Raw genomic sequence first — 18,510 nt, forward strand, 5'->3', positions numbered from 1 at the left:
GGGCGGCCCCGGTGACGGGGTCCGGGTAGCCGGTGGCCGATACTGGGACACATGGCTTACGACGATCTTCGTTCCCTGCTCAGGGCACTGGAACGCGAAGGCGACCTCAAGCGCGTCAAGGCCGAGGTCGATCCGTATCTGGAGGTCGGGGAGATCGTCGACCGGGTCCAGAAGTCCGGCGGGCCCGCGCTGCTCTTCGAGAACGTGAAGGGCTCGTCGATGCCCCTCGCGATGAACGTGTTCGGCACGGACCGGCGGCTGCTCAAGGCGCTCGGGCTGAAGTCGTACGCGGAGATCAGCGACAAGATCGGCGGGCTGCTGCGGCCGGAGCTGCCGCAGGGCTTCGTCGGCGTGCGCGAGGCGTTCGGCAAGCTCGGCGCGATGACGCACGTCCCGCCGAAGAAGGTGAAGGGCCAGGACGCGCCCGTCCAGGAGGTCGTCCTGCACGGCGACGACGTCGACCTCGACGCCCTCCCGGCCCTGTTCACCTGGCCGCAGGACGGCGGCTCCTTCTTCAACCTGGGCCTGACCCACACCAAGGACCCCGAGACCGGCGTCCGCAACCTCGGGCTCTACCGGCTCCAGCGCCACGACAAGCGCACGATCGGCATGCACTGGCAGATCCACAAGGACAGCCGCAACCACTACCAGGTGGCCGCGCGCAAGGGCGAGAAGCTGCCCGTGGCGATCGCCTTCGGCTGCCCGCCCGCCGTGACGTACGCCTCCACCGCGCCGCTGCCCGGCGACATCGACGAGTACCTGTTCGCCGGGTTCCTCGCGGGCAAGCGCATCGAGATGGTCGACTGCAAGACGGTGCCCCTCCAGGTGCCGGCGCAGGCGGAGGTCGTGATCGAGGGCTGGCTGGAGCCGGGCGAGATGCTCCCCGAGGGCCCCTTCGGCGACCACACCGGCTTCTACACCCCGCAGGAGCCGTTCCCCGCGCTGACCATCGACTGCGTGACGATGCGCAAGCGGCCGCTGTTGCAGTCCATCGTGGTCGGCAGGCCGCCGACCGAGGACGGCCCCCTGGGGCGGGCCACGGAGCGGTTCTTCCTGCCGCTGCTGAAGATCATCGTCCCGGACATCGTGGACTACCACCTGCCCGAGGCCGGCGGCTTCCACAACTGTGCGATCGTCTCGATCGACAAGAAGTACCCCAAGCACGCGCAGAAGGTCATGCACGCGGTCTGGGGGGCGCACATGATGTCGCTGACCAAACTGATCGTGGTCGTCGACGCCGACTGCGACGTCCACGACCTGCACGAGGTCGCCTGGCGGGCGCTCGGCAACACCGACTACGCCCGTGACCTCTCCGTCGTCGAGGGCCCGGTCGACCACCTCGACCACGCCTCCTACCAGCAGTTCTGGGGTGGCAAGGCCGGCATCGACGCGACGCGCAAGTGGCCCGAGGAGGGGTACACGCGCGACGGCGGCTGGCCGGAGATGGTCCTGTCCGACCCGGAGACGGCGTCCAAGGTCGACCGCCGCTGGAAGGAGTACGGGCTGTGAGCTCCGCATCCGCAGCGCTCCCGCAGCAGCCGGGACGCACGAAGGCGTTCCTGCGCCTGGTGATGATCGAGCACTCCGTCTTCGCGCTGCCGTTCGCCTACATCGCGGCGCTGACGGCGATGTTCGAGCTGGACGGCAACATCCACTGGGGCCGACTGCTGCTGGTCACCGTCTGCATGGTGGGCCTGCGCACCTTCGCCATGGCGGTCAACCGGATCATCGACCGCGAGATCGACGCCCGCAACCCGCGTACCGCGCAGCGGGAGCTGGTGACGGGCGCGGTGTCGGTCAAGCACGCGTGGACGGGCGCGCTCATCGCCGTGGCCGTGTTCCTCGGCTCTGCGGCGCTGCTCAACCCGCTCTGCCTGGCGCTGGCCCCGGTCGCGGTGATCCCGATGGTGGTCTACCCCTACGGCAAGCGGTTCACGAACTTCCCGCAGGCCATCCTGGGCCTGGCGCAGGCGATGGGCCCCATCGGCGGCTGGCTGGCGATCACCGGCGAGTGGTCCTGGGACGCCGTGATCCTGGGGCTCGCGGTGGGCGTCTGGATCGGCGGCTTCGACCTGATCTACGCCTGCCAGGACGTCGAGACCGACCGCGAGACCGGCGTGCTGTCGGTCCCGGCCCGGTTCGGCGTTCCGGCGGCGATCCGGGGGGCGCGCGTCTGCCACGCCGTGACGACCGGACTGCTCGTCTGGTACGCGCTGGCCACCGGCGCCGGCGCGTTCTTCTGGCTCGGGCTCCTGATCGTCGCGGGCGCGTTCGTGTACGAGCACTCCATCGTGCGCCCGCACGACCTGTCCCGCCTGAACAGGGCGTTCTTCTCGACGAACGGGTTCATCGGCATCAGCCTGTTCGTCTGCGCGCTCGCCGACCTGCTGGTGCGGGGCCTCACGGTGTAGTCCGGTCCTGAAGACCCCCGTGCCCACCGGTACGCTCAAGGTGTGAACGCAGGAGAAACGCAGCGCGTGCCTTGGATCGTGGGGGTGTCCGGGGCGTCCGGTACGCCCTATGCCGCCGCCGTGCTGCGGGCGCTGCTCGCCGGGGGCGAGAGCGTCGACCTGGTGGTCAGCCGGGCCTCGCGGCTCACCCTGCTCGACGAGACGGGGATCTCGTTCAGGGACGCGCACTGGCGGGACGACCTGCGCGAATGGCTCGGGCGCGGGGCGGACGGCAAGCCGGGGGCGTTCGACGTCGACGTCAGCGGCGACCGGGTGCGGTACTGGGCCGCGGGGGATCTCGCCGCCGGTCCGTCCTCGGGGTCGTACGCCGTGCGGGGGATGCTGATCGTGCCCGCCTCGACCGCCTGTGTCGCCGGGGTCGCCCTCGGGCTGTCGAAGGACCTGCTCCAGCGGGCCGCGAGCGTCACGCTCAAGGAGCGGCGGCCGCTGGTCGTGGCCGTCCGCGAGACGCCGCTGAACGGGCAGACCCTGCGTCACCTCGTCGCGCTGGACGACGCCGGCGCGAGCGTCGTGCCCGCGTCCCCCGCCTTCTACGCGGGCGCCACCCACATCCAGGACCTGGTCGACTTCGTCGCCGGGCGGGTCCTCGACGCGGCGGGGGCCGCGCACGGGCTCTACCGCCGGTGGGACGGCGAGCTGGGCGGCGCGAGCGGAACCCGCACCTCGTGAGCGTCATCTGAGCATGTCGCAGTACCTCTCATCTCTTCAGGAACTCTGACCGGAAGGCTTCGATTCGCATGGACGCCGTGGACAGGCAGCTCATCCAGGCCCTGAGGGAGAACGGCCGGGCCTCCTACGCGGAGCTGGGACGCCTCGTCGGCCTGTCGGGACCCAGCGTCACCGACCGCATCAACCGGCTGGAGGCGGCCGGCGTCATCACCGGCTACCGCGCCACGGTCAACGCCGCCCAGCTCGGGCTCGGCGTCATCGCCCTCATCGGCATCTCCCTCTCCGACGCCGCCGACCACGAGGACGTGGCGGCCCGGCTGAAGGACCTGAGCGAGATCGAGGACTGCTGGTTCATCGCCGGCGACGACTCGTTCATGCTCAAGGTGCGGGCGACGGACGTCGACGGTCTGGAGAGGATCATCCGCCGGCTCAGCGGGACCAAGGGCGTCTCCCGGACCCGGACCACCATCGTGCTCTCCACCAAGTGGGAGAACCGCGTCGGGGAGCTGCCGGAAGAGGTGTGACGGCGGGGACGTACGGTTGGTCGGGTGGTCAGGAGAGCCGTCGGGAAGCCGGCGGCAGGTCGTCGGTGAAAGGTGTGGGCATGGACGTCGGGCTCAAGCGCGAGCTGGAGGAGAAGGTCAGGGCCGGTGAGCGGCTGACCCGTGAGGACGGCGTCGCGCTGTACGAGTCGGACGACCTGGCCTGGCTGGGCGGGCTCGCGCACGAGGTGCGCACCCGCAAGAACGGCGACGTCGTGCACTTCAACGTCAACCGTCACCTCAACATGACGAACGTGTGCACCGCGTCCTGCGCCTACTGCTCCTTCCAGCGCAAGCCGGGCGAGAAGGACGCGTACACGATGCGCATCGAGGAGGCGGTCAAGCTCGCCAAGGCGATGGAGGGCGAGAACCTCACCGAGCTGCACATCGTCAACGGCCTGCACCCGAACCTGCCGTGGCGCTACTACCCGCGCTCGCTGCGCGAGCTGAAGGCGGCCCTGCCGAACGTCTCGCTCAAGGCGTTCACCGCGACGGAGATCCACCACTTCGAGACGATCAGCGGGCTCACGGCCTCCGAGATCCTCGACGAGCTGATCGACGCCGGCCTGGAGTCGCTGACCGGCGGCGGCGCGGAGATCTTCGACTGGGAGGTCCGCCAGCACATCGTGGACCACCGCACCCACTGGGAGGACTGGTCGCGGATCCACCGCCTGGCGCACGAGAAGGGGCTCAAGACCCCGGCGACCATGCTGTACGGCCACATCGAGGAGCCCCGCCACCGCGTCGACCACGTCCTGCGGCTGCGCGAGCTCCAGGACGAGACGAACGGCTTCCAGGTCTTCATCCCGCTGCGCTACCAGCACGACTTCGTGGACATGAAGGACGGCAAGGTCCGCAACCGGCTCCAGGCGCGCACCCAGATGGCGACCGGCGCGGAGGCCCTCAAGACCTTCGCGGTCTCGCGCCTGCTGTTCGACAACGTCCCGCACGTGAAGGTCTTCTGGGTGATGCACGGCGTCCAGACCGCGCAGCTGGCCCTCCAGCACGGCGCGGACGACATGGACGGCTCGGTCGTCGAGTACAAGATCACGCACGACGCCGACAACTACGGCACGCCGAACAAGCTCACCCGCGAGGACCTGCTGGACCTGATCCGCGACGCCGGGTTCCGGCCCGTGGAGCGCAACACGCGGTACGAGATCATCCGCGAGTACGACGGCCCGGACCCGGCCCGCCGCGAGTCCCCGCAGCCCATGCGGGTGTGAGGGCGGCGGCGGTCCCGTCGGGGTTACGATCCCGGCGTGTCCCTTGTCTTCACCCTCGATCCCGCGGTCGACCGGGCCCTGCGTGACGGCGTCCTCGACCTGTGGACGGACGTCTCCAACGCGGGCGGAGCCGTCGGCTTCGTCCCGCCGGTGGACCGGGAGGCGGTCCGTCCCGAGCTCCTCGCGCACCTCGCGGCGATGGCCGAGGGCCGCCACCGGCTGCTGGTCGGGCGGGACGGGACGGGCGAGGTGGCCGCGACGGCGTTCTTCTCCTTCAACACGCACCGGCTCCAGAAGCACTGGGTCTGGCTCTACACGGTGATGGTGCACCCCCGCCACCAGGGCCGCGGCCACGGCCGCGACCTGCTGGCGGCCGCCGCCGACGCGGCGCGCGGCTTCGAGGGCATCGACGCGATCCGCCTGTCCTGCCGCGGCGGACTGGGCCTGGAGGACTTCTACGGCTCCTGCGGCTACAAGGAGGTCGGCCGGATCCCGGGGGCCATCCGGGTCGCCCCGGGTGACGACCGCGACGACGTCATCATGCTGTTCCCGCTGCGCTGAGGGCCGCGGGCGGCCGTGGGGGCGGCTGCGGGACCGGGGGCCCGTCGTGTTTCACTGGATGACGGCCCTTGGGACTCGCCTGCCGGTATCGCGTGTCGGTACCGCCCGTCGGAATCGGAAGAGTGGATTGAGATGCTCCGCTACACACTGATGCGCCTCGGTGTCTTCGCCGGCTGCTTCGTGGTCGTCTGGGGCCTCGTCTACTCGGGTGTCGTCCCGCGCGGCCTCGGCGACTCCAACCTCATGTGGGTCCTGCTGCTGTCGTTGGTGATCTCCGCGCCGATCAGTTTCGTGGTGCTGCGCAAGGAGCGCGACCGCGCCTCGGTGAACGTGGTGCGGCGGGTGGACCGCATGAAGGCCAACCTGGAGGCCAACCGGTCCCAGGAGGACGCCACGGCCGACGACGCCGCCGCCTCCCAGGGCCGCACGCAGACCTCCTGAGCCCTCTGCCGGTCGGGCCCCGTCCCGTCGCGCGGGGCCGGGTGCGTCCCGCCGTGGCTACGCTGTGCGCATGGGTGCCGTGAAGACCAAGCGGATGCCGCGTGCGGTCCGTGAGCAGCAGATGCTGGACGCCGCCGTGGAGACCTTCGGCCGCCGGGGGTACATGGCCGCGTCGATGGACGAGATCGCCGAACTCGCGGGCGTGTCCAAGCCGTTGGTGTACCTGTACCTGAACTCCAAGGAAGACCTCTTCACCGCCTGCATCCGGCGCGAGGCGAAGGCGCTCGTCGAGGCGGTCCGCGTCGGCGTCCGCACGGACCTGCCCGCCGACCGCCAACTCTGGGAAGGGCTGCGGGCGTTCTTCGCGCACACCGCGCAGCACCCGCACGCCTGGTCCATCCTGCACCTCCAGGCCCGCACGCACGGCGAGCCCTTCGCCGCCGAGGTCGCGGCGATGCGCGAGGAGATCGTCGCGTTCGTCACGCAGCTCATCATGGTCGCGGCCCGCGAGGCCCTCCCCCAGCCCCGGCTTCGCTCGTGCGGGGGGACCCCCATCGACCCCGACCTCCCCGAACGCGAGGTCGCCGGACTCGCCGAGGCCCTGGTGGGCGCGGCCGAGTCCCTCGCGGCCTGGGCCAACGCCACAGCGGGCGTCACCTCCCGCCAGGCGGCCGCCACCCTGATGAACTTCGCCTGGTCGGGCCTGGGCAACCTGATGAACGACCGTCCCTGGACCCCGCCGGCGGACTGAGGGCACCCGCCCGGACCGCGCCGACGCGCCCCCCGGGGCCGCCGCGCGCCCGCGGGGCCCTCAGGCAGGGCGGGGCGTGACGGCGTCCGAGGGCGCGTCGCCGAGCGCGTCCACCCGGCCGCTCACGTGGACGCGGCCCCCCTCTCCCGGTCGGCGCAGCTCGAAGCGGCTGCCGTCCGCCGCGAAGACGACCGTGCCCGGCAGCAGCACCGGGGCCCGGAACTCCGCGCGCACGCGCACCTCGGGCGGCACGCCGTGGGCGGCGAGGCAGCGGGCCACGGTCCACATGCCGTGGGCGATCGCCCGGGGGAACCCGAGGAGGCGGGCGGTGAGCGCGTGCAGGTGGATCGGGTTGCGGTCGCCGGACGTCGAGCCGTAACGCCGTCCGACGTCACCGGCGAGCCGCCACTCGTCGAGCACGGGCAGCGGACCGGCCCCGGCCCGTCCGGGGAAGGGGCCCGCCGGCTCGGGCACGTCCGGGGTGCGCGTGGTCGGGGCGGCGTCGGGCGTCGGGCGGTGTGGTGCGGGTGCGGGTGCGGTTCGGTCCGCCGTGGGGGTGGGGCGGCCCTCGGCCGGGTCGGGGCCGGTGCGATGGCGGGCCAGGTAGGTGCTCGTCGACGTCCACACGGGTCCGGCGCCGGCCGGCCGTCCGTCGGCGCGCAGCTCCGTGACGACGACCGCCTCCGTCCCCTTGCGGTGCGGCGCCAACCGGTCGACGTGGACGGCGAGTTCGTAGGTGCCGGTGGCCGGGAGCGCGGCGCGGCGGGTGATCTCGATCGACGTGTGGACGAGGCCGAGCAGCGGCAGCGGGAAGTCCCGGCCGCTCATGAGCCGCATGGCCAGCGGGAAGCCCAGGACGTGGGGGTAGGTGAGCGGCAGCGAGTCCTCGCCGGTGGGGAAGGCGCAGACGCGTTCGTAGGCGGCGAGCCGGGCCAGGTCCACGCGCAGTCCGGGCAGGACGAGACGGTCGCCGCCGGGGAACTCCGCACCCGGGCGGGGTCGTTTGAACGGGGAGCGCAGCGCCCCGAGGGCGAGCAGCGGGCCGAGTGACGGGGGCCGGGACAGCGTGATCACCGCGCCGGTCATCACGCCCCCAGCAGGCTCTGGCCGCAGACCCGCACGACCTGGCCGTTCACCGCGCCGGAGGCGGGGTCGGCGAGCCAGGCGGTCGTCTCGGCGACGTCGACGGGCAGTCCGCCCTGGGCGAGGGAGTTCATCCGGCGGCCCGCCTCGCGGATGAACAGCGGGACCGCGGCCGTCATCTTCGTCTCGATGAAGCCGGGGGCCACCGCGTTCACCGTGACCCCGTGCTCGGCGAGCGCGCGCGGCGCGAGGGAGCGGACCAGACCGGCGATCCCCGCCTTGCTCGCGCCGTAGTTCGTCTGTCCGGCGTTGCCGGCGATTCCGGCGATGGAGGCGGTGGCCACGATCCGGCCGCCCCGGCGCAGAGCGCCCTTCGCGAGCAGCGCGTCCGTGGTGCGCAGCACGCTCGCGAGGTTGACGTCCAGCACCGAACTCCACCGCTCGGCGGGCATGTTGACCAGCCGCCGGTCCCGGGTGACGCCGGCGTTGTGGATCAGCACGTCGAGTCCGTCGGGGAGTTCGGCGGCGATCCGCTCGCCCGCGTCGGCGGCGGTGATGTCGAGCGCGAGCGCGGTTCCGCCGAGCTGCCCGGCCACCCGCCGGGCGTCCTCCTGGGCCTGCGGCACGTCCAGCACGACGACCCGGGCCCCGTCGCGGGCCAGCGTCCGGGCGACCGCCTCCCCGATGCCGCGCGCGCCGCCGGTGACGAGCGCGGTGCGGCCGGCCAGCGGGAGCGCCGGGTCGGCGGGGGCCCCGGGCTCCCGGCCGGCGGGGGCTCCGGCCCCTTCGGCCGTCGCGGCGATCACCTGGCCGCTGACGTACGCGGACCGGGGGGACAGCAGGAAGCGCAGGGTGGACTCGGCGTCGGCCGCGTCGGCCAGTCTGAGCAGGTTCACCGTCCTGCCGCGCCCGATCTCCTTGCCGAGGGAGCGCACGAACCCCTCCAGGGCCTGTTGCGCGGCCGCCCGGTGGTGGTCGCCCCCGGCGTCCGCGGGCGCGCCGAGCACCACGATCCGTCCGCTCGTCGCGACCGACCGCACGACCGGGTGCAGGGCCGCGTGGACCTCGGCGAGCGTGTCGACGTCCCGCACGCCGGTGGCGTCGAGGACGACACCCGCGTGAGCGGCGTCCGTGGGGCGGCCTTCGGCGGAGTCGGCGAGGGGGAGCCCGGTGCGGGCGAGGACCGGAGCGAGGTCGCAGATCCCGGTCTCACCGGCCGTAAGGTGAAGCAAGTCGCCGGGGAGACGGGGGTGTTCGGGCGACCAGCGCCTGAGCGCCGCCGGTTGCGGAAGGCCCAGCCGCCGGGTGAGGAACCGGCCGGGGGCGGTGGCGGTGAGGCTCAGGTAGCGGTCGGCCATGTTCGTCTCGTCTCCCACGGGCTTGACGCACAGGATATTTTTGCTTACTCCGGAGTAAGGTTACCGGGGGTAAGTCTAGGTCAAGGGTGAGGAGCAGGTCGAGATGAGTACCTCGGAGCCGTCGAAGGTGACCTACCTGAGAGGGGCCCGCAAGAGCCCCCTGGAACCTCCGCGCGCCCGCCGGGTCGCGATCGTCGGCGGCTCCCGCATCCCCTTCGCCCGCTCCGACGGCCCCTACGCCACCGCCTCCAACCAGGACATGCTGACGGCGGCCGTGAACGGGCTCGTGAACCGGTACGCGCTCGACGTGCCCGGCGTGGTGGGCGAGTTCGTCGCCGGTGCCGTCCTCAAGCACAGCCGGGACTTCAACCTGGCCCGCGAGACCGTCCTCGGCTCCAGGCTCGACCCCCGCACCCCCGCCTACGACGTCCAGCAGGCCTGCGGCACCGGCCTTCAGGCCGTGATCGCCGCCGCCAACAAGATCGCCCTCGGGCAGACCGAGTCCGCGATCGCGGGCGGCGCGGACACCGCGAGCGACGCCCCCCTCGGCGTCGACGACCGACTGCGCCGCATCCTCCTGGAGGTCCGCCGGGCGAAGTCCACCGGGGACCGCCTCAAGGCGCTCGCCCGCATCCGCCCCTCCCACCTCGTCCCCGAGATCCCGCGCAACGCCGAACCGCGCACCGGCCTGTCCATGGGCGAGCACGCGGCGGTCACCGCCCGCGCCTGGGGCGTCGGACGCGAGGCCCAGGACGAACTGGCGGCCGCCAGTCACCAGCGGCTCGCCGCCGCGTACGAGCGGGGCTTCTTCGGCGACCTGGTGGTCCCCTTCCGCGACCTGACCCGCGACCAGAACCTGCGCCCCGACTCCACCGTCGAGAAACTGGCCCGGCTGAAGCCGGTGTTCGGGACCGACGGCCCCGAACCGACCATGACGGCCGGCAACTCCACCCCGCTCACGGACGGTTCGGCCGTCGTCCTGCTCGCGTCCGAGGAGTGGGCCGAGGCGCGCGGGCTGGAGCCGCTCGCCTACCTGACCGCCTACGAGACGGCGGCGGTGGACTTCGTGCGCGGCGACGCGGCCGGGGGCGAGGACGGCCTGCTGATGGCCCCCGCGTACGCGGTCCCGCGCATGCTGGAGCGGACCGGCCTGGGCATCGAGGACTTCGACCTGGTCGAGGTGCACGAGGCGTTCGCCTCCCAGGTGCTGGCCACCCTCGCGGCCTGGGAGAAGCAGGGGCTGGCCCCGGTCGACCGGGAACGGCTGAACGTGACCGGCTCCTCCCTCGCCACCGGCCACCCCTTCGCGGCCACCGGCGCCCGCATCACGGCGACGCTCGCCAAGCTCCTCGCCGAACGGGACGGCCCCGCGCGCGGGCTGATCTCGATCTGCGCGGCCGGCGGCCAGGGCGTCACCGCCGTGCTCGAACGAACGTGAGCGCCGCTCGGACAACCCCCGAGGTTGCACAGCCCCGCCCCCGGAACATCCCGGAACACGCACACGCCCCACACCTGAGAGCCGTACGATCCCCTACCTAACCGGCGGTAACCCCCTTCTTGGCGGGCATCCCGGTTGAACGCGTCGGTGCGCCAAGCACGTACGTCATGCAGCAAGCAGTTTCGTCGCTGCACGCCCAGGGAGCCGCCCGTGTCCACCCCGTCCTCAGTCGCCGGCTCGGCGTACGCCGACCACGACGCTCCCCCCGCCCTCGTGGAGCCCGAGACCCGCCGGCTGGACGGCGCGGTCCGGGAGGCGTCCGTCCCGGCCCTGGCGCGCCCGGTGACCTACGGCTCGCTCGCCGACCTGCCCTACGACAACGCGGCCGCCGCCCCCGACACGGTGGTCCTCAGCCGCAAGGGGCCGGACGGCGACTGGACGGACATCACGGCGGAACGCTTCGCCGCCCAGGTCCACGCGGTCGCCAAGGGGCTCGTCGCGGAGGGGCTGGTCCCCGGCGACCGGCTCGCCATCATGGCCCGCACCACCTACGAGTGGACGCTGCTCGACTTCGCGGCCTGGGCGGCCGGTCTGGTCACCGTCCCGATCTACCCGACGTCCTCGACCTTCCAGACCCGCTGGATCCTGCACGACTCCGGCGCGGTCGCGCTGGTCACCGAGACGGCCGGCCAGGCGGCCGCCCTGGGCCCCGAACTCGACCGGCTGCCCGACCTGCACCACCTGTGGGTGATGGACAAGGGGCACGTGGACCGGCTCATCGAGGCGGGCGAGCGCGTCCCGGACGCCGAGGTCGAGATCCGCCGGGGCATGCTCGTCCCCGACACGCTCGCCACCCTCATCTACACCTCCGGCACCACCGGACGCCCCAAGGGCTGCGCCCTCACCCACGGCAACTTCTTCGCCGAGGTCGACAACGCGATCGAACTCCTCTACCCGGTCTTCAAGTCGAAGGACGACGAGCTCTCCGTCCTGCTCTTCCTGCCCATGTCCCACGTCTTCGGCCGGATGGTCGCGATCGCCTGCGTCCGGGCCCGCGTGCGGCTCGGCCACGCCCCGAGCATCAAGTCCGACGACCTCCTGCCCGACCTCGCGGCCTTCAGACCCACCTGTCTCCTGGCCATCCCGTACATGCTGGAGAAGGTCTTCAACACGGCCCGCGCCAAGGCCGAGGCGAGCGGCCGGGTGTCGTCCTTCGACCGCGCGGTCGGCGTGGCCCGCCGCTACGGCGAGGCGGTCGAGGCGCACAAGACCGGGACCGGATCCGGCCCGGCGGCCACCCTGCGCGCGGCCCGCACCTTCTACGACCCGCTCGTCTACCGCCGCATCCGCAACGCCATGGGCGGCCGGGTGCGCCACGCCATCTGCGGCGGCTCCCCGCTGGGCCGCCGCCTCTCGTCGTTCTACCTCGGCGCGGGCATCGAGATCTACGAGGGCTACGGCCTCACCGAGACCACGGCCGCCACCACGGTCACGCCGCCGATGAAACCCCGCCTGGGCACGGTGGGCTGGCCCCTGCCCGGCACCAGGATCCGCATCGCGGCGGACGGCGAGATCCTCGTCGCCGGCGAGCACGTCCTGCGCGGCTACTGGGACCCGGCGGCCGGCGGGGTCGTGCCCGCGGCCCCCGACGGCTGGCTGGCCACCGGCGACCTCGGCGAACTGGACGACGGGGGCTACCTGACGATCACCGGCCGCAAGAAGGAAATGATCATCACGGCCGGCGGCAAGAGCGTCGCCCCCGCGCCCCTGGAGAACTGGCTGCGCTCGCACCCCCTCATCTCCCAGGCCATGGTCCTCGGCGACGGCCGCCCCTACGTCACCGCTCTGCTCACCCTCGACCCCGACGGCCTCACCCACTGGCGTCAGATGCAGGGCAAGCACCCGGTGCCCGCCGAACTCCTGGTGGACGACGACGAACTCAACGCGGTGCTCCAGCGCGCGGTCGACGAGGCCAACAAGCTGGTCTCCCGCCCCGAGTCGATCCGCCGCTTCGCCGTCCTGCCGACCGACTTCTCGGAACTCGCCGGCCACCTCACCCCGTCGATGAAACTGCGCCGCGAGACGATCATGCGCGACTTCGCCGACCAGGTGGAGGGCCTGTATCCCGGGTGAAAGGGCTGGCGGAGCGGGCCGCGCGCGGGAAGCATGCGGTCCGTGAACGGCATCGAGTTCTTCCACTACCCCTGCGACGGCGGCCCGTCGCTCGCCTGGGGCCTGCGCGTCGACGGCGTCGACCTGCGCGCCCGCACGGCCTGGGCGACGCGCGAGCTGTGGCAACCGGAGCTGGAGGACCAGTTCGAGGACCAGGAGCGTGAGTCGGCCGAGCTGATCTGGCGTCAGCACGACGGTCTGGGCGTCCTCGACCTCCCCGAGGACCCCTTTGGGCGCGCGGGGGCCCGTGGCACGGCGGGCCGGGTCCCCGTCCTCGGCTGCTCCTGCGGCATAGGGCGATGCTGGGCGCTGACGGCCCGCGTCGAGTCGACCCCCCTGACCGTCACCTGGTCCTCCTTCCGCCAGCCCGAGCGCGAGCAGTGGGGCGAACTGCCCCTCGGGCCCTTCGTCTTCGCGCGGACGGCGTACGAGACGGCGCTGCGCTCACCCGCGCTCCTCACGGCGGACCCCCTGGGCCCGGCTCCCGCCGGGCTGGGGGTGTGAGGGGCACGGGACGGGTGCGAGAGACGTGGGACGGGTGCCACAGACGTGGGACGGGTGCGAGGGGTGTGGCGGGTGACGGCCACCGCCCCCGCGCCGGGACGGACCGCCCCTCGACGCCGTGGGTTCCGGCCACCGCGTAGGCCTTGACTTCACAAGACCCCCGCGCGACATTCCGGTCTCCGCACCCGAACCCATCCATGCGTCCCCGGCGGGCTGGAGCGGCCATGACCACGAACGCGGACCCTGTGAGACACGCCGGCCCTCCCTCCCGGCGGGCGGTGCTCGGCGCCTCCGCCGGGGCGGGGCTGGCGCTGACCGCCGTCGGCCGGCGGGCGGCCGCCGCCGACCTGCCCCTCCTCGGCACGTACGACGTCGTGGTCGTCGGATCCGGCGCGGCCGGGATGACGGCGGCGCTGACGGCGGCGGGGCACGGCCTCGGCTGCGTCGTGGTCGAGAAGGCGCCGACGTTCGGCGGCTCCGCAGCCCGGTCGGGGGCCGGGATCTGGATCCCGAACAACTCCGTCATCCTGTCCGCCGGAGTGCCGGACACGCCCGCGAAGGCCGCCGCCTACCTGGCGGCCGTGGTCGGCGCGGACGTCCCGGCCGACCGGCAGGCCGCCTTCCTCGCGCACGGGCCCGCCATGCTGGCGTACGTCATGGCCCACAGCCCGCTGCGCTTCCGCTGGATGGAGGGGTACAGCGACTACTACCCGGAGCTGCCGGGCGGCCTGCCCGGCGGCCGCTCCGTCGAACCCGACCAGCTGGACGGCAACGTCCTCGGGGCCGAACTCGCCCGTCTGAACCCGCCGTACATGGCGGTGCCGGCGGGCATGGTCGTGTTCAGCGCGGACTACAAGTGGCTCGCGCTGGCCGCCGTGAACGTCAGGGGGGCGGCGGTCGCCGCCGAGTGCCTGGCCCGGGGGACCAGGGCCGCCCTGCTCGGCCAGAAGCCGCTCACGATGGGACAGTCCCTGGCCGCGGGCCTGCGCGCCGGTCTGCTCGCGGCCCGGGTGCCGGTATGGCTCGACACCCCGCTGACCGACCTGTACGTCGAGGGGACGTCGGTGAAGGGGGTCGTCGTCACGCGCGACGGCGTGCCGGGGCTGCTGCGCGCCCGGCGCGGGGTCGTCGTCGGCTCGGGCGGGTTCGAGCACGACGCGCGGATGCGGGCGCAGTACCAGCGGCAGCCGATCGGGACCGAGTGGACGGTCGGGGCGAAGGAGAACACGGGCGACGGGATCCGCGCCGGGCAGCGCGCGGGCGGAGCGCTCGCGCTGATGGACGACGCGTGGTGGGGGCCCGCGATCCCGCTCCCCGGCGAGCCCTACTTCTGCCTCGCCGAGCGCACCCTTCCCGGCGGCCTGATGATCAACCGGGCCGGCGCCCGGTTCGTCAACGAGGCCGGGCCCTACAGCGACGTCGTCCACACGATGTACGACCTCGACCCCACCGCCCCCGACATCCCGGCCTGGCTGGTCGTCGACCAGAACTACCGCAACCGCTACCTCTTCAGGGACGTCGCGCCGACGTTCGCGCTGCCCGCCGACTGGTACTCCTCGGGGGCGGTGCGCAAGGCCTGGACGCTCGACGCGCTGGCCGCCTCGACCGGCGTCCCGCCCGCCGCGCTGCGCGCCACCGTCGAGCGCTTCAACGCCCTCGCCCTCAAGGGCCGCGACACCGACTTCGGGCGCGGCGACAGCGCCTACGACCACTACTACACGGACCCCTCCGTCCTCCCCGACTCCTGCCTCGCGCCCCTGTGGCTGCCTCCCTACTACGCGTTCCGGATCGTGCCCGGCGACCTCGGCACGAAGGGCGGCCTGCGCACGGACGCCCGCGCACGCGTCCTGCGCCCGGACGGCTCGGTCGTCCCCGGCCTCTACGCCGCCGGCAACGCCAGCGCGGCCGTCATGGGTCACAGCTACGCGGGCGCGGGCTCGACGATCGGCCCCGCGATGACCTTCGGCCACATCGCGGCCCTGGACCTGGCGGGAGCGCTCTGAGGCCGCCCCGGGTGATCAGGCGGTCGGCCTGCGGGCGATCAGGAAGGCCTGGGGGACCTGTTCGCCCAGGGCGGCGTCCGGCTCGCGGACCGTGCGTGACCACATCGTGAAACCGGCCCCCGCCAGCAGCTTCTCCATCCGCTCCGGACGGCGGCGCTCGAAGTCGAGGGTGACCGGGCGGCCCCAGGGGTGCTCGTGGCGGCGGGGCTCGTCGCCCACCTGGAAGGCCAGCAGGAGGTGGCCGCCGGGCGCCAGGACGCGGTGGAACTCGGCGAAGAGGGCGGGCAGCTCGTCCACAGGGGTGTGGATGGTGGAGTAGAAGGAGACGACCCCGGCCAGGGCCCCGTCGGGGAAGTCCAGCTCCAGCATCGAGCCCTGCGCGAAGGGGATCCCCGGGTTCTCGCGCCGGGCGATCGCCAGCATGGAGGCGGACAGGTCGAGCCCGGACATGTCGAGCCCGAGGGAGGCCAGGCGCGCGGTCGTCCGGCCCGGACCGCACCCCAGGTCGGCCACCCGCCCGCCGGCCCCGACGAGCTCGGCGTAGACGGCCAGCAGGGCCCGCTCCAGCGGCCTGGAGACGAGTTCCCCGCGGAACTGCTCGGCGTAGTCCTCGGCGACGGCGTCGTAGAAGGCGCGGGTGGCGGTGACGAACGCGGGAGCGGGGGCCGCGGAGGGGGACGGCGCTGCGGTGTCGGTCATGGGCAGGGAGCCTATGAGTCGGCACTGACATGAGGCAGGAGCCCCGTGCCGAAAGGCACAGGGCTCCTTGGGTACTGCTCTCAGAGACCTGCGATCTCAGGGTGTGGAGATCAGACGGGGGTGACGTTCTCCGCCTGCGGACCCTTCGGGCCCTGCGTCACGTCGAAGGAGACCTGCTGGTTCTCCTCGAGCGAACGGAAACCCTGCGCGTTGATCGCGGAGTAGTGGACGAAGACGTCGGGGCCGCCGCCTTCCTGGGCGATGAAGCCAAAGCCCTTTTCGGCGTTGAACCACTTCACGGTTCCGGTAGCCATAAGCCCTCCTTGGGCCCAAAGGGTTGCCCTGCTCCAGAACCCTGCAAGCGTGAAAGCAAGTGCCGCACAACTGCATACGTCTGAAAACGACGAGAGCCCGCGGTTACATGCTCCGCAGGCTCTGTACTGCAAGGGAAACCAAACTGCAACTTGCGGCGAGCCTAGCACGCAGGCACCCGGATGCAATAGAGGTCAAGATCACGTCACCCGGATGTTTGAAGATCCCTGAAAGGGGTTGACCCGGGGGGTGGAGTCCCGAGGGTACCCGAAGGGGTCTAGCCTCGCGATGTGGACAATTCTCGCACCCGGCCGCGCGTCGGCCACATCCAGTTCCTCAACTGCCTGCCCCTCTACTGGGGGCTCGCGAGAACCGGCACGCTCCTCGACTTCGAGCTCACCAAGGACACCCCCGAGAAGCTCAGCGAGCGGCTGGTGCGCGGCGACCTCGACATCGGCCCCGTCACCCTCGTCGAGTTCCTCAAGAACGCCGACGACCTGGTCGCCTTCCCCGACATCGCCGTCGGCTGCGACGGCCCGGTGATGTCCTGCGTGATCGTCAGCCAGGTCCCGCTGGAGGAACTGGACGGCGCGCGCGTCGCCCTCGGCTCCACCTCCCGCACCTCCGTGCGCTTGGCGCAGCTCCTGCTGGCGGATCGTTTCGGCGTCCAGCCCGAGTACTACACCTGCCCGCCCGACCTCAGCCTGATGATGCAGGAGGCCGAGGCGGCCGTCCTCATCGGCGACGCGGCCCTGCGGGCCAACCTGCTCGACGGGCCCCGGTTCGGCCTCGAGGTCCACGACCTCGGCGCGCTCTGGAAGGAGTGGACCGGCCTGCCCTTCGTGTTCGCCGTGTGGGCGGCCCGGCGCGAGTACCTGGAGCGCGAGCCCGTCATCACCCGCCAGGTCCACCAGGCCTTCCTCGACTCCCGCAACCTCTCCCTGGACGAGGTCGGCAAGGTCGCGGAGCAGGCGGCCCGCTGGGAGGAGTTCGACGAGCGGGTCCTGGAGCAGTACTTCACCACCCTGGACTTCCGCTTCGGCCCGGCCCAGCTGGCGGCCGTGACCGAGTTCGCCCGCCGCGTCGGCCCCACGACGGGCTTCCCCGCCGACGTCAGGGTGGAACTGCTCCAGCCCCGTTCTGCGTAGTCTCCTGCACAGCCGCGAGCACGGAATCCGGCCACGGGCCGCGGACGACGAGCCACGGACCACGGGCCACGGCCGACGGGCCCGCGGGTCCATACGGGGGAGGGGTGGACGCCCATGCAGCCGCTCGGAGACGACGAACCCACGACCGTGGGCCCCTACCGGCTGCTCGGCCGGCTGGGCTCGGGCGGGATGGGCCGCGTCTACCTCGGCCGCAGCGCCGGCGGCCGCACGGTCGCCGTCAAGATCGTGCACCCGCACCTCGCGCTCGACGAGGAGTTCCGCGCCCGTTTCCGGCGCGAGGTGGAGGCCGCGCGACGCGTCGGCGGGGCGTGGACCGCGCCGGTCCTGGACGCCGACCCGGAGGCCGCGGTGCCCTGGGTCGCCACCGGCTACGCGGCGGGCCCCTCGCTGGCCGCGGCGGTCGCCTCCGGCGGCGGGCCGCTGCCCGAGGACAGCGTGCGCGTGCTGGGCGCAGGCCTCGCGGAGGCGCTGGCCACCGTGCACGCCCTGGGACTGGTGCACCGGGACGTGAAGCCGTCCAACGTGCTGCTGACCGTGGACGGCCCGCTGCTGATCGACTTCGGCATCGCCCGCGCGATCGACGGCACGGCCTCGCTGACCTCGACGGGCGTCTCGGTCGGCTCGCCCGGCTACATGGCCCCCGAACAGATCCTCGGCCGGGGCGCGTCCGGTGCGGCCGACGTCTTCTCCCTCGGCGCGGTCCTCGCGTTCGCGGCCACCGGGCGGCCCCCCTTCCCCGGCGACTCCTCGGCCGCCCTCCTCTACCGGGTCGTGCACGAGGCGCCCGAGCTGGGAGCCCCGCAGGGCGCTCTGCGGGGCGAGCTGCGGGCCGTGGTCGAGGCCTGTCTCGCCAAGGACCCGGCCGCACGGCCGGCCCCCGCCGAGCTGTCCGCCCGCCTGGCTCCCGGGGGCGCGGCCCGGCTGGTGGCCTCCGGCTGGCTGCCGGCCCCCCTGGTCGCCCAGGTGAGCCGCAGCGCGGTCCAGCTCCTGAACCTGGAGGCGACCGCGACCCGGACGGGGACCGGCACGGGGGCGCGAGCAGGAACGGGAGCAGGGACCCCGGCAGAGGGCGGACCGGAGGACGGTCCGGGGGCGGGGACCGGGGCGCGTG

General features: G+C 72.9%; 18 protein-coding genes. 14 read left to right on the forward strand and 4 right to left on the reverse strand.

Going from position 1 to position 18,510, the window contains the following annotated elements:
* Positions 1–51 precede the first annotated feature (51 nt).
* The 8 genes from KMS84_RS03770 (at position 52) to KMS84_RS03805 (ending at position 6,661) form a co-directional block, all read left to right on the forward strand.
* Entirely contained in the window at positions 52–1,509 is a 1,458-nt protein-coding gene (locus KMS84_RS03770) for a menaquinone biosynthesis decarboxylase (protein ID WP_256914563.1), read from the forward strand.
* The gene (gene mqnP / locus KMS84_RS03775; protein WP_256914564.1) at positions 1,506–2,411 is read left to right on the forward strand and encodes a menaquinone biosynthesis prenyltransferase MqnP; all 906 of its coding nucleotides are present in this window, start codon (positions 1,506–1,508) and stop codon (positions 2,409–2,411) included. The genes KMS84_RS03770 and mqnP overlap by 4 nt, the downstream gene beginning before the upstream one ends.
* A 66-nt stretch (positions 2,412–2,477) precedes the next feature.
* Positions 2,478–3,140, forward strand: a complete 663-nt coding sequence (locus KMS84_RS03780; RefSeq protein ID WP_256914565.1) for a UbiX family flavin prenyltransferase — start codon at positions 2,478–2,480, stop codon at positions 3,138–3,140.
* A gap of 68 nt (positions 3,141–3,208) precedes the next feature.
* Entirely contained in the window at positions 3,209–3,664 is a 456-nt protein-coding gene (locus KMS84_RS03785; protein ID WP_256914566.1) for an Lrp/AsnC family transcriptional regulator, read from the forward strand.
* Between the two features lie 80 nt (positions 3,665–3,744).
* Entirely contained in the window at positions 3,745–4,908 is a 1,164-nt protein-coding gene (gene mqnE, locus KMS84_RS03790; protein WP_256904247.1) for an aminofutalosine synthase MqnE, read from the forward strand.
* A gap of 36 nt (positions 4,909–4,944) precedes the next feature.
* Positions 4,945–5,469 carry a GNAT family N-acetyltransferase gene (locus KMS84_RS03795; RefSeq protein WP_256914567.1) on the forward strand — a complete coding sequence of 175 codons (525 nt, stop codon included), beginning with the start codon at positions 4,945–4,947 and terminating at the stop codon, positions 5,467–5,469.
* Positions 5,470–5,601: 132 nt separating this feature from the next.
* The gene (locus KMS84_RS03800) at positions 5,602–5,910 is read left to right on the forward strand and encodes a DUF4229 domain-containing protein (RefSeq protein ID WP_256914568.1); all 309 of its coding nucleotides are present in this window, start codon (positions 5,602–5,604) and stop codon (positions 5,908–5,910) included.
* Positions 5,911–5,980: 70 nt separating this feature from the next.
* Positions 5,981–6,661 (forward strand): TetR/AcrR family transcriptional regulator, encoded by a 681-nt coding sequence (locus KMS84_RS03805; RefSeq protein WP_256914569.1) that lies wholly within the window; start codon positions 5,981–5,983, stop codon positions 6,659–6,661.
* A gap of 60 nt (positions 6,662–6,721) precedes the next feature.
* On the opposite strand, the gene KMS84_RS03810 is transcribed toward KMS84_RS03805, so the two are convergent.
* Positions 6,722–7,747: a MaoC/PaaZ C-terminal domain-containing protein gene (locus KMS84_RS03810; protein WP_256914570.1), complete on the reverse strand. Its 1,026-nt coding sequence runs from the start codon at positions 7,745–7,747 to the stop codon at positions 6,722–6,724.
* The gene (locus KMS84_RS03815; protein ID WP_256914582.1) at positions 7,747–9,102 is read right to left on the reverse strand and encodes a 3-oxoacyl-ACP reductase; all 1,356 of its coding nucleotides are present in this window, start codon (positions 9,100–9,102) and stop codon (positions 7,747–7,749) included. The genes KMS84_RS03810 and KMS84_RS03815 overlap by 1 nt, the downstream gene beginning before the upstream one ends.
* A 103-nt stretch (positions 9,103–9,205) precedes the next feature.
* Between KMS84_RS03815 and KMS84_RS03820 the strand changes: the two genes are divergently transcribed.
* From KMS84_RS03820 to kstD, 4 genes are all read left to right on the forward strand, one after another.
* Complete coding sequence (locus tag KMS84_RS03820) at positions 9,206–10,540, forward strand: acetyl-CoA C-acetyltransferase (RefSeq protein WP_256914571.1); 1,335 nt, start codon at positions 9,206–9,208, stop codon at positions 10,538–10,540.
* Between the two features lie 210 nt (positions 10,541–10,750).
* Complete coding sequence (locus KMS84_RS03825; RefSeq protein WP_256914572.1) at positions 10,751–12,673, forward strand: AMP-dependent synthetase/ligase; 1,923 nt, start codon at positions 10,751–10,753, stop codon at positions 12,671–12,673.
* A gap of 42 nt (positions 12,674–12,715) precedes the next feature.
* Positions 12,716–13,216: a hypothetical protein gene (locus tag KMS84_RS03830; protein ID WP_256914573.1), complete on the forward strand. Its 501-nt coding sequence runs from the start codon at positions 12,716–12,718 to the stop codon at positions 13,214–13,216.
* Positions 13,217–13,440: 224 nt separating this feature from the next.
* Positions 13,441–15,219 (forward strand): 3-oxosteroid 1-dehydrogenase, encoded by a 1,779-nt coding sequence (gene kstD / locus KMS84_RS03835; RefSeq protein ID WP_256914574.1) that lies wholly within the window; start codon positions 13,441–13,443, stop codon positions 15,217–15,219.
* Positions 15,220–15,234: 15 nt separating this feature from the next.
* Here kstD and KMS84_RS03840 read toward each other — a convergent pair whose 3' ends face one another.
* Both KMS84_RS03840 and KMS84_RS03845 read right to left on the reverse strand, forming a co-directional pair.
* Complete coding sequence (locus tag KMS84_RS03840) at positions 15,235–15,918, reverse strand: class I SAM-dependent DNA methyltransferase (protein ID WP_256914575.1); 684 nt, start codon at positions 15,916–15,918, stop codon at positions 15,235–15,237.
* 110 nt (positions 15,919–16,028) lie between these two features.
* Positions 16,029–16,232 carry a cold-shock protein gene (locus KMS84_RS03845; RefSeq protein WP_003974443.1) on the reverse strand — a complete coding sequence of 68 codons (204 nt, stop codon included), beginning with the start codon at positions 16,230–16,232 and terminating at the stop codon, positions 16,029–16,031.
* 288 nt (positions 16,233–16,520) lie between these two features.
* Here KMS84_RS03845 and KMS84_RS03850 point away from each other — a divergent pair, with 288 nt between their 5' ends.
* Positions 16,521–17,378 (forward strand): menaquinone biosynthetic enzyme MqnA/MqnD family protein, encoded by an 858-nt coding sequence (locus KMS84_RS03850; protein ID WP_256914576.1) that lies wholly within the window; start codon positions 16,521–16,523, stop codon positions 17,376–17,378.
* Between the two features lie 114 nt (positions 17,379–17,492).
* On the forward strand, positions 17,493–18,510 hold a 1,018-nt coding region (locus tag KMS84_RS03855; RefSeq protein ID WP_256914577.1), incomplete at its 3' end, for a serine/threonine-protein kinase.

This window comes from Streptomyces hilarionis, from assembly GCF_024539675.1.
GTDB classification, from domain to species: Bacteria; Actinomycetota; Actinomycetes; order Streptomycetales; family Streptomycetaceae; genus Streptomyces; species Streptomyces hilarionis.